The organism is Janthinobacterium sp. JF4 (assembly GCF_059617925.1).
The window spans coordinates 1-1,499 of the sequence record NZ_JCAQAV010000101.1; the positions used below are offsets into that span (position 1 = coordinate 1).

Sequence of the window (1,499 nt, forward strand, 5' to 3'; positions counted from 1 at the left end):
ACCTGGTTTTTCTTTTCCGCGCCCCACTGGCGGTTGTGGAACACCACGGCCGTGACGGGAATGTTGTGGCGCACGCAGGTCATCGTTTCCATCAAGCTCATGCCCCAGGCGCCGTCGCCCGCATACGACACGGCCGGACGGTGCGGTGCGGCCACCTTGGCGCCGATGATGGTCGGGAACGCGTAGCCGCAGTTGCCAAAGCTCATCGCCGCAAAGAAGCTGCGCGGTTTTTCAAAGCGCAGATAGCTGTTCGCCACCGAGTTGATGTTGCCGATGTCGGTCGACACCATCACGTCTTCCGGCATGGCTTTTTCCAGCTCGCGCAAGACCTGGCGCGGGTGCAGGTAGCTGCCCGGCTCTTTCTTCTGCTCTTCGATCATGTCCAGGCTGTACGCATCCTTTTCATGCGTCCAGTTGGTCAATTCCTCTTCCCACGCGGCCTTCTCGGCTTGTACGGTGGCGTAGCGCTCCTCGCGCGTGGCGTCGCAATCGAGCTTCTTGCCGTCCAGGCGGGCCAGGATGGCTTTGGCGGCCGCCTTGGCGTCGCCGCAGATGCCCACCGAAATCTTCTTGACCAGGCCCAGCATCTTGTTGTCCGCGTCGATCTGGATAATTTTCGCGTTCTTCGGCCAGTAATCCATGCCGTGCTGCGGCAAGGTGCCGAACGGCCCCAGGCGCGAACCGAGGGCCACGACGACGTCGGCCTGGGCGATCAGTTTCATGGCCGCTTTCGATCCTTGATAGCCGAGCGGGCCGCACCACAGCGGGTGGCTGGCGGGGAAGGAGTCGTTGTGCAGATAGCTGTTGACGACGGGCGCACCGAGGCGCTCGGCCAGGGCCTTGCACTCTTCGATCGCTTCGCCCATGACGACGCCGCCGCCCGAGATGATCACGGGGAACTTGGCCTTGGCCAGCAGTTCCGCCGCATCGTTGAGGCTTTGCTCGCCGCCGGCGCCGCGGTCCAGGCGGTTCGGCTTCGGAATCTCGGCCTTGATTTCGCCATAGAAATAGTCGCGTGGAATGTTCAATTGGGTCGGGCCCATTTCCGACATGGCGCGGTCAAAGCAGCGGCCCGTGAATTCCGCCATGCGGGCGGGGTTGGTCACGTGGCCTTGGTATTTCGTGAATTCCTCGAACATCGGCAGCTGGTTCGCTTCCTGGAAGCCGCCCAGGCCCATGCTCATCGTGCCCGTTTCCGGCGTGATGATCACGACCGGGGTGTGCGCCCAGTAGGCGGCGGCGATCGCAGTGACGCAATTGCTGATGCCGGGGCCGTTCTGGCCGATGACGACGCCATGGCGGCCCGAGACGCGGGCATAGCCGTCGGCCATGTGGCCGGCGCCCTGCTCGTGCACGACGGGAATCAGGCGGATGCCGGCGGGAGCGAAGATATCCATCGGATCCATGAAGGCCGAGCCCATGATGCCGAACATGTCGGTCACGCCATTGGCGGCCAGGGTTTCCACGAACGCTTCGGACGGCGTCATCTTTTGCGGGCC

Annotated in this window: 1 protein-coding gene; it reads right to left on the bottom strand. The window is 63.6% G+C overall.

Annotated elements, in window-relative coordinates:
- Nucleotides 1–1,499, bottom strand: a 1,499-nt coding sequence (xsc, locus tag AC54AF_RS27040; protein WP_496639048.1) for a sulfoacetaldehyde acetyltransferase, incomplete at both ends; no start/stop codon positions are given.